8 protein-coding genes are annotated in these 9292 nt (G+C 71.4%); 4 read left to right on the top strand and 4 right to left on the bottom strand.

Going from position 1 to position 9292, the window contains the following annotated elements; all coding sequences use genetic code 11:
* Nucleotides 1-19: 19 nt before the first annotated feature.
* Complete coding sequence (locus tag ACWGIG_RS14300) at nucleotides 20-907, bottom strand: TIGR03619 family F420-dependent LLM class oxidoreductase (RefSeq protein ID WP_453321866.1); 888 nt, start codon at nucleotides 905-907, stop codon at nucleotides 20-22.
* A gap of 101 nt (nucleotides 908-1008) precedes the next feature.
* Complete coding sequence (gene lon / locus ACWGIG_RS14295; protein ID WP_453321865.1) at nucleotides 1009-3423, bottom strand: endopeptidase La; 2415 nt, start codon at nucleotides 3421-3423, stop codon at nucleotides 1009-1011.
* 173 nt (nucleotides 3424-3596) lie between these two features.
* On the opposite strand from lon, the gene ACWGIG_RS14290 reads away from it, so the two are divergent.
* Together ACWGIG_RS14290 and ACWGIG_RS14285 are read left to right on the top strand one after the other, a co-directional pair.
* A complete protein-coding gene (locus ACWGIG_RS14290; protein ID WP_453321864.1) occupies nucleotides 3597-4247 on the top strand; it encodes a GNAT family N-acetyltransferase in 651 nt (216 codons plus the stop codon).
* A gap of 104 nt (nucleotides 4248-4351) precedes the next feature.
* Nucleotides 4352-4948, top strand: coding sequence for a hypothetical protein (locus ACWGIG_RS14285; protein WP_453321863.1), 597 nt, complete (start codon nucleotides 4352-4354; stop codon nucleotides 4946-4948).
* Between the two features lie 36 nt (nucleotides 4949-4984).
* Here ACWGIG_RS14285 and ACWGIG_RS14280 read toward each other — a convergent pair whose 3' ends face one another.
* Nucleotides 4985-5692, bottom strand: coding sequence for a rhomboid-like protein (locus tag ACWGIG_RS14280; protein WP_453321862.1), 708 nt, complete (start codon nucleotides 5690-5692; stop codon nucleotides 4985-4987).
* Nucleotides 5693-6090: 398 nt separating this feature from the next.
* Nucleotides 6091-6600 (bottom strand): hypothetical protein, encoded by a 510-nt coding sequence (locus ACWGIG_RS14275; protein ID WP_453321869.1) that lies wholly within the window; start codon nucleotides 6598-6600, stop codon nucleotides 6091-6093.
* Nucleotides 6601-7045: 445 nt separating this feature from the next.
* Between ACWGIG_RS14275 and ACWGIG_RS14270 the strand changes: the two genes are divergently transcribed.
* Together ACWGIG_RS14270 and ACWGIG_RS14265 are read left to right on the top strand one after the other, a co-directional pair.
* Nucleotides 7046-7783, top strand: coding sequence for a response regulator transcription factor (locus ACWGIG_RS14270; RefSeq protein WP_362418308.1), 738 nt, complete (start codon nucleotides 7046-7048; stop codon nucleotides 7781-7783).
* A gap of 221 nt (nucleotides 7784-8004) precedes the next feature.
* On the top strand, nucleotides 8005-9060 hold the full coding sequence (locus ACWGIG_RS14265) for an ATP-binding protein (RefSeq protein WP_453321868.1): 1056 nt from the start codon (nucleotides 8005-8007) through the stop codon (nucleotides 9058-9060).
* The last annotated feature ends 232 nt before the right edge of the window (nucleotides 9061-9292 follow it).

Raw genomic sequence — 9292 nt, 5'->3', positions numbered from 1 at the left:
TCCGCACACCCGGCACAGGTCAGCCGGCGAGCACCAGGTCCCTTACCTTCGCGCCCAGTTCGAGGGCCTCGGCAGGCTCGGCGACCCTCTGCTGAAGCTCGACGAACGCACCCTCCGCACCCCACGCACGTACGGCACGGAGGGTCTGGGCGATGTCCTCGGCGGACTCACCGGGCTTCGCGTTGACGCGGATCTGCTGGAGCAGCGCGTCCGGGTCCCGGCCCGCCTCCTCGGCCGCCCGGCGGGCGATGCCCCACAGGGCGTCGTGCCCCGCGTCCGGCATGGCGACGCCCGCCCAGCCGTCGGCCCGGTGGCCGATCCGGCGCATGGCCGCCGGGCCGAAGCCGCCGAGGTAGACCGGTGGGCCGCCCTGCTGGGCCGGGCGGAGGTCCACGTGCGAGACGGGGACCTGCCAGGTCTCGCCCTGGTGCGAGAAGGGGTTCTCGGTCCAGATCCCCCCGAGGAAGTCGAGGATCTCGTCGAGCCGCGCGCCGCGCCTGTCGAAGTCGGCGTTGACGGAGTCGTACTCGTCGCGCATCCAGCCGACCCCGAAGCCCGGGTCCAGGCGGCCGTTGCTGAGGAGGTCGAGCGAGGTGAGGCTGCGGGCCAGCAGCAGGGGCGGGTACCAGGGCGCGTTGAGCGTGCTGGTGCCCAGGCGGACGCGGGTCGTGGCGGTGGCCGCGACGGTGAGGGCGACCAGCGGGTCGACGAAGTGCTTGAAGCCCTCGGGGTACGGATTCTCCTTCGTGTACCCGGGGTACACCTCGCTCGGCTCGACCGGGGTGAGGGCGCGGTCGCCAACCCAGAGGGAGTCGAAGCCGAGCTGTTCGGCGTCCTTCGCGTAGGAGGCGATGAGCTCGGGGCGGGCGTGGCTGCCGTACTGGGGCAGCGTTATTCCGATGTCCATGCCACCTATCTGTACCACTGCGACAGGGACACCCGTGAGGGGCGACACGGGATCAACTTCCGTGTCGCCCCTCACCGTTGAGGCCTGACCGCTGAGGATCGTTATGCGGCGACCTCGGCCGCCACCCGCGCCGGGGCCAGTGCGATCTCCAGCACCTGGCGGACGTCCGTCACCGGGTGGACCTCCAGCTTTTCGAGGATCTCGGCCGGGACGTCGTCCAGGTCGGGCTCGTTCCGCTTGGGGATGATCACGGTGGTGGTGCCTGCCCGGTGGGCGGCGAGCAGCTTCTGCTTCAGGCCGCCGATGGGCAGGACGCGTCCGGTGAGGGACACCTCGCCGGTCATGGCCACGTCGGTGCGGACCAGGCGGCCGGAGAGGAGGGAGGCGAGGGCGGTGGTGAGGGTGATGCCCGCACTCGGACCGTCCTTGGGGACCGCACCCGCCGGGAAGTGGATGTGGATGCCCCTTTCCTTCAAGTCCCTTACCGGCAGCTCCAGTTCGGCTCCGTGGGAGCGGAGGAAGGAGAGCGCGATCTGGGCGGACTCCTTCATGACGTCGCCGAGCTGGCCGGTGAGGGTCAGGCCCGCCCCGCCCGTCTCGGCGTCGGCGAGGGAGGCCTCGACGAAGAGGACGTCGCCGCCCGCTCCGGTCACGGCGAGACCGGTGGCCACGCCGGGCACCGCGGTGCGCCGCTCGGCCGGGTCCTGGGCGGACTCGGGCACGTGGTGCGGGCGCCCGATGAGGTCGCGCAGATCGCTGTCCTGAATGGCGAACGGCAGCTCCCGCTCGCCCAGTTCGTGCTGGGCGGCCACCTTGCGGAGCAGCCGGGACACCGCGCGCTCCAGGTTCCGCACGCCTGCTTCGCGGGTGTACTCCCCCGCCAGCTTGCGCAGCGCCGACTCGTCGAGGGAGACCTCGCCCGGCTCCAGGCCCGCGCGGTCGAGCTGGCGCGGCAGCAGGTGGTCGCGGGCGATGACGACCTTCTCGTCCTCGGTGTAGCCGTCGAGGCGGACCAGTTCCATGCGGTCGAGGAGGGCCTCGGGGATGGCGTCCAGGACGTTGGCCGTGGCGAGGAAGACGACGTCGGAGAGGTCGAGCTCGACCTCCAGGTAGTGGTCGCGGAAGGTGTGGTTCTGGGCCGGGTCCAGCACTTCGAGGAGGGCCGCCGCCGGGTCGCCCCGGAAGTCCGAGCCCACCTTGTCGATCTCGTCGAGGAGGACGACCGGGTTCATCGAACCGGCCTCCTTGATGGCGCGCACGATACGGCCGGGCAGCGCGCCGACGTACGTACGCCGGTGGCCCCGGATCTCGGCCTCGTCGCGCACACCGCCGAGTGCGACCCGGACGAACTTGCGGCCCATCGCGTGGGCGACGGACTCGCCGAGGGACGTCTTGCCGACGCCGGGCGGACCCACCAGGGCGAGGACGGCTCCGCCGCGACGGCCGCCGACGACGCCCAGTCCGCGGTCGGCGCGGCGCTTGCGCACCGCGAGGTACTCGGTGATGCGCTCCTTCACGTCGTCCAGGCCCGCGTGCTCGGCGTCCAGGATCTCGCGGGCGCCCTTGATGTCGTACTGGTCCTCGGTGTGCTCGGTCCACGGGAGTTCCAGGACGGTGTCGAGCCAGGTCCTGATCCAGGACCCCTCGGGGGACTGGTCGCTGGACCGCTCCAGCTTCTCGACCTCCTTGAGGGCGGCATCGCGCACCTTCTCGGGCAGGTCGGCGGCCTCGACGCGGGCCCGGTAGTCGTCGGACTCCTCGCCCTCCGCCTCGCCGTTGAGGTCGCGCAGCTCCTTGCGCACGGCGTCGAGCTGCTTGCGCAGCAGGAACTCGCGCTGCTGCTTGTCGACGCCCTCCTGGACGTCCTTGGCGATGGTCTCGGCGACGTCCTGCTCGGCCAGGTGCTCGCTCAGCGCGGCCAGCGCGAGGCGCAGCCGGGCGACCGGATCGGCGGTTTCGAGGAGCTCGACCTTCTGGGCGGTGGTGAGGAAGGGCGAGTAGCCGGAGTTGTCGGCGAGCGCGGAGACGCCCTCGATCTGCTGGACGCGGTCCACGACCTGCCAGGCGCCGCGCTTCTTCAGCCAGGTGGTGGCGAGGGCCTTGTACTCCGTGACCAGCTCGGCGACGGAGCCGGGCAGCGGGTCGGGGTCGGCCTCGTCGATGCGCGCGCCCTCGACCCAGAGTGCGGCGCCAGGACCGGTCGTACCCGCGCCGATCCTGACGCGGTCGCGGGCCCGGATGAGGGCGCCGGGGTCGCCGTCGGACAGCCGGCCGACCTGCTCGACGGTGCCGAGCACGCCGGTCCCGGCATACGTCCCGTCGATGCGCGGAACAAGAAGCACCTGCGGCTTGCTGGCCTCGGTACGGATGTCGCCGTGGGCAGCGGCCTGCGCCGCCTCGACCGCCGCACGCACCTCGGTGTCGGACAGGTCGAGCGGCACCACCATCCCGGGCAGCACGACCTCGTCGTCGAGCGGCAGCACGGGCAGGGTGAGCGGTGTGGACGTCGATGCCATGATCTCCCCTTGGGCAGTGAAGTTGAGCTATGCAGACTCAATGCATGTGAGCTCCCCAGTGTTCCCCGATCCGTGTTCGCTCTGAGCGATCAGCCGTCGACGGCGGGCGCTTCGGGAGAATGTAATAGCCTCCATTTAGTAGGGACCATTACTCGCTCCATCAGGGAGACCTCATGGCCTTCGCCACCACCACCGATGCCGTACGCGCCTGGACCGAGGGCTGGGCCGTTTCGCGCGGGGCCGCCGACCCGGTGCCGCAGCCGTGGGGCGTCACGATCGACATCGGTCTGCCGAAGGCGGTCACCCGGCACGTCCTGTTCGACGCGTACGCCTCCGACGGGACGACGGTCCGCAAGCTGCTGCGCCCGGACGCGGCGCCGGGCACCTGGATCAAGTTCGTGGAGCCGCCGGAGGCGGTGGCGCCGTGGATGGCGGAGGGCTGGGAGTACGACACCCCCGGCCATCTGATGTCGCTGGAGCTCACCCCGGACCTGTCCGCCCCCGACGTGCCGACCGGCTGCACCCGGCGCAGCTGGACCCGGGCCGGGCTGACCCGCGTGCTGGTGCTGGCCGCCGACGGCTCCCTGGGCGTACGCGGCCAGGTCGCCGTCACCGGCCGTACGGCGGTCGTCGACCAGGTGGAGACCAACCCGGCGCACCGGCGCAAGGGCCTCGGCACCCTGATGATGCGCACCCTCCAGGCGTACGCGGCGCAGCAGGGCGCCCAGGACTGCGTGCTCGGCGCGACGGACGACGGCCGCGCGCTGTACTCGAACCTGGGCTGGCACCGGCACTCGGCGCTGACGGGCGTCTTCCGGGCCTGACCCGCACCTGCCCCGGTGGAACGCGTGGTGCGGTGCGTACGTCACAGCGGTGACAACAGGCAGCAGCAGACGACTCGGCACACGACGGGAGCATCATGCGATCCATGCGTTCCAGGCGATCCGCAGGAGCAATAGCGGCGGCGGTCCTGTGCGGCGGGCTGCTGCTGACGGGGTGCAACGACAAGCCCGGCGGCGGAGCGGGCGCGGGGACGCCCTCGGCGCCCGGGAGCGCGTCGGCGCCCGGGAGCACGGCAGGGAGTTCTGCCACACCCTCGGCCGGTTCGCCGTCCGGTGCGCCGACGGACCGGACCCCGCCCACCCCTCCCCCGCCGTCCTCGGACCCTGCGCCCTCGGCCTCCGTCCCCGCAAACGCCCCACGCCTCGTCGCCGCCACCGTCAGCGGCGGCATCGACGGCCGGCACCGCAGCGTGCTGGTGAACGACGACGGGTCGTACACCGTCCTGGACCGGAAGAAGCCCCCGCAGACCGGCCGGATGACCCCCGCCGAGCTGGCCGAACTCCGCGCCGCCCTCAGGGATTCCGACTTCGCGAAGCTGCCCCGGGTGTCGGTCGCCAGCCCGCCGATCGCCGACGGGATCGCCACCGCCGTGATCCATCAGGGGCACGAGGTCGTCACGGACGGCATGAAGAAGGTCCCGAAGCTGGACCGTGTCATCGCCGCCCTGCCGGGCCTCGGCTGACCGCCCCCGGCCGGCCGGAGGCACGTCTTGGGTACGTCAGAGGTACGAAGGCGCGGCCCGCTCCGCCTTCCAGCGCCGTACGAGCGGCCAGGCCGCCAGCCCCAGACACAGGGCCAGCGGATGGCCGAGCGCGGTCAGCGGATCGGCGTACGCGATCAGGTCCTGCAGCAGTACGAGCGCAACGGCTCCCAGCAGACCCCACCGCAGCCACTTCAGCCGCAGCACCCCGGCGAGCGCGCCCACGCACGCCATCAGCCCGAAGCTGATGCCGAAGTCGAGCCGGTGGAGGGAGGTCTCGGGCAGGTGCCCGGCCCAGACGGCGATGCCGACCGGGAGTTCGGTGGCCAGCGAGGCGACGACGTGCCCGAAGACGAAGACCCCCGCGGTGCGGAGTCCGCCGATGCGGCGCTCCAGCGCGGTGAGGACCACCACGAACCCGAGGGCGTACGGAGAGGCCAGGCCTCCGGCCACCCAGAGCGCGCTGCCGACCAGGGCGACCACCGGGGTGTGCGTGAGGTGGGCGACGTCGGTGCTGGAACCGCGCAGCATCGCGGAGACGGTGGCCGGGTCGCCGAACTGCGCGTAGAGCGAGGTCGCGACCAGGACCAGGGCGTAGCAGAAGGTGAAGGGGGTGCCGGTGGGAGTGGGAAGGAGGTGCCAGAGGTGCCAGCGACGCTCGGGAGCGGGCACGGGCAGGGGCACGGAGGAGCGAACGGGCACGGAAGCGGGCTCGGGCACAGGCACAGGCACAGAATCGGGAACTGCGGCCGGAGCCACTGCCGTCCCCTGGCCGGTCACGGCCTCCGCTTCGGCCTCGGCCCTCGCCCCGGCCCCTGCCTCTCCCCCGGCTCCGGCCTTGGGCCCGGCCGTCCCGTGGCACTTCTTCTGCTTCATGGCTGCGCGGTGCACTGCGTGAGGCCTCTTTCCCCCGGCACCGCGCCTCGGGGCGGGCGGCCGGAATCGTCAAGCCACGCCCGTGTCCCTCGGCCGCGTCTGTCGCATTCGCTTGCTGCTTCTGAATCCTGCTTCCGAAACAGACAACGCTCACTCTCCGCCGAAATCTCCCACCGCGTCTATGACTCACCTCACACCGGACGCGGCCGAGGCAACCAACACATCGATCGACGCGTCCGGCGAGCCGCTCACAGCTTCCCGAAGGAGACCCCGCGCCAGGTCCAGCCCGCCTTGAGGACCGCATCCCGCAGCGGGTCCTTCATGTCCGAGGCATGGAAGCGGAAGTCTTCCGTCATGCCGCGGCTCCCGTCCTCCCTGCGCCCGACCGTCCACGTGCGGGAGACCGTGTTCACCTGGCCACGGCCGGCTTCGACCAGGGTGGGAACGCCGCCGACCCGAGTGACTTCCCGCTGCCGGTCGACGGCACGGACCTCGCGGGCGCCCCGGACCAGGCGCATCCGGATCTGGAGGGTGCGGGTCGGCCGGCCCCTTCCGGCCCCGAGCAGGGCCGCCCGGTCCTGTCCGGTGATCCGCCACTCCGCCAGCAGGTCGCAGCCCTCCGCGCCGCCGTACCGGACAGCGAAGGGGACGTCCGGGCCGTTGAGGGCGAGCAGCGCGGCTCCGACCTCGTCGGCGGAGCGCCGCACGGCGTCCGGGCCGGGCCGCCGCGTTCCGTTCAGTCTGTCGAGAAAACCCATCACGCGGACAACCGTACGCAGGAAACCCGGAAGTCCCCTGGTACGGCGCCGAATTGACCCTCGGCGGCCGTGGGCGGCCCGGGCCTCCCCCCGCTGACGGGCGGCCCTCGCCGTCTCACGCGAGACAACATTCACAAGTTCCGCACGTTTGCGCGTACAACCATGTCTCCGGTGAACTGCGGGTCACCGGGCCGCCACAGTGGGGCACGACGCCTACGCAACGTCTACCTCCTTGTGCACAGGGCGAGTTGCAGCGCCCGGACTTTCGAAGAGTCATTGCGGAATGTCGTATTCAGCAAGATTCGGGCGATGAGGAACGAGTTGCCCGACGCGTGGCTTTCGGGGCCGGTAGGCGCCGTTGCACCGCGTAGCCGTGAGCTGGTCAGTGCCCTTACGCTGCTCACCTGACCGCGGGATCTTACGAACGCACTCCAGGGGCGGGGCGATGGAGCAGACACACACCAGCCACAACGGCCTCGCGGCCACTCCCGGCGCACAGCGTCGGGTACTGGTCGTCGAGGACGATTCCACGATCGTGGACAACATCGCGGCCCGGCTTCGGGCCGAGGGCTTCCAGGTGCAGACGGCCGGTGACGGCCCTGCGGCCGTGGACACGGCCGAGGCCTGGCAGCCGGACCTCATGGTCCTCGACATCATGCTGCCGGGCTTCGACGGGCTCGAAGTCTGCCGCCGGGTCCAGGCACAGCGACCGGTGCCGGTGCTCATGCTCACCGCACGCGACGACGAGACCGACATGCTCGTCGGTCTCGGGGTCGGCGCCGACGACTACATGACGAAACCGTTCTCCATGCGTGAGCTGGCGGCTCGGGTGCACGTACTGCTGCGCCGGGTGGAGCGGGCGACGATCGCCGCCGCCACTCCGCGCAGCGGCATCCTGCGCCTCGGCGAGCTGGAGATCGACCACGCGCAGCGGCGGGTGCGGGTGCACGGCGAGGACGTGCACCTCACGCCCACCGAGTTCGACCTGCTGGTCTGCCTGGCGAACACGCCGCGTGCGGTCCTCTCCCGGGAGCAGCTGCTCGCCGAGGTGTGGGACTGGGCGGACGCGTCGGGCACCAGGACCGTCGACAGCCACATCAAGGCGCTGCGGCGCAAGATCGGCGCGGAGCGCATCCGTACCGTGCACGGCGTGGGTTACGCGCTGGAGACGCCGGCTCCGTGAGCACCGCGGCCGGGACGATGAACACGAAGAAGGCGCAGCGGCGGCGGGTACCGGGGCAGCGGCACGAGTCCCGGCACCCGGCTCTCAGGTGCCCCGACTGCGGACAGCGCGTGCGCCGCCCGCTGCGCGAAAGGCTCCGCCCCGGCGGGCTCCTGGACCAGGGGTTCCCGCACGGCGTCCGGTCGCTCGTGTCCCGGTCGCTCGCGTCCCTGCCCTTCACTCTGCGCCCCTTCACGATCAGGGCGAAGCTGATCGCCCTCGTCGTCCTCTCGGTCGCCCTCACCACGGGTCTGGTCATGGTGGCGCTCGCCACCAAGACCGAGCTGCGCATCATCACGGTCTTCTCGATCATCGCGTCGATGCTGATCACCCAGTTCGTGGCGCACAACCTCACCAAACCGCTCGACGAGATGCGGGACGTCGCCGCCGCGATGGCGCACGGCGACTACACGCAGCGGATCGGCGGCGAGAGCAGGCGCGACGAGCTCGGCGGTCTGGCCACCACGCTCAACCGCATGGCGGACGAGCTGGAGGCCGTCGACCAGAACCGCAAGGAACTGGTCGCGAACGTCTCGCACGAGCTGCGCACCCCCATCGCGGCGCTGCGCGCCGTCCTGGAGAACGTCGTCGACGGGGTCGTGGCCGCCGATCCGGAGACCATGCGGACCGCGCTCAAGCAGACCGAGCGGCTCGGCGGTCTGGTGGAGACCCTGCTGGACCTGGCCCGGCTGGACAACGGTGTCGTACCGCTGAAGGCGCGCCGCTTCGAGGTGTGGCCGTATCTGTCGGGCGTGCTGAAGGAGGCCAATCTGGCCGCCGCGCAGCGCGGTCTGGTCTCCGGGTCCGGACACCACACCCGCAAGGACGTACACCTGCACCTGGACGTGTCGCCGCCCGAGCTGACCGCGCACGCGGACCAGGAGCGGCTGCACCAGGTCGTCGCCAACCTCATCGACAACGCCGTGAAGCACAGCCCCCCGCACGGGCGGGTGACCGTGCGCGCGCGGCGCGGGGAGCTGCCCGACAGCCTGGACCTGGAGGTCCTGGACGAGGGGCCCGGCATACCCAAATCGGAGTGGCACCGCGTTTTCGAGCGGTTCAACCAGGGGAAGGCGCCCGCCAAGCCCGGTTCGGGCAGCGACGGCGGTACGGGCCTCGGCCTGGCCATCGCGCGCTGGGCCGTGGAACTGCACGGCGGCCGGATCGGAGTGGCCGAATCAGAACGCGGCTGCCGGATCCAGGTCACCCTTCCGGGGACTGCCCGGACGCGCGGTTGACGTAGGGTTCGAAGCAGAAACGGACGTATCGCGTCCGTCCTGCCAGGATGCGGAGCTATCGGCCGCGTCCTCGGTCGGATGCACCCGGCTTCGTATCGGTTGACGCGCGGTTTACAGCGGAACCACGCTTGTTTCCCGCCATTTCGTGCGCTGAAACACGCAATCCGATGTGACTTACGCGACGGATGACCCGCCCGGTCTGCATCTCCCGGCCGGGGAGGCGTAGCCTTTA

Source organism: Streptomyces sp. NPDC054863, assembly GCF_053610825.1.
This window is presented reverse-complemented; position numbering and strand designations above follow the sequence as displayed.

Excerpts from the sequence above, each read along its gene's own strand:
- ACWGIG_RS14285 (WP_453321863.1), top strand. The coding sequence starts at position 4,352 with ATGCGTTCCAGGCGATCCGCAGGAGCAATAGCGGCGGCGGTCCTGTGC.
- ACWGIG_RS14275 (WP_453321869.1), bottom strand. The coding sequence starts at position 6,600 with ATGGGTTTTCTCGACAGACTGAACGGAACGCGGCGGCCCGGCCCGGAC.
- ACWGIG_RS14290 (WP_453321864.1), top strand. The coding sequence starts at position 3,597 with ATGGCCTTCGCCACCACCACCGATGCCGTACGCGCCTGGACCGAGGGC.
- ACWGIG_RS14300 (WP_453321866.1), bottom strand. The coding sequence starts at position 907 with ATGGACATCGGAATAACGCTGCCCCAGTACGGCAGCCACGCCCGCCCC.
- ACWGIG_RS14270 (WP_362418308.1), top strand. The coding sequence starts at position 7,046 with ATGGAGCAGACACACACCAGCCACAACGGCCTCGCGGCCACTCCCGGC.
- lon (WP_453321865.1), bottom strand. The coding sequence starts at position 3,423 with ATGGCATCGACGTCCACACCGCTCACCCTGCCCGTGCTGCCGCTCGAC.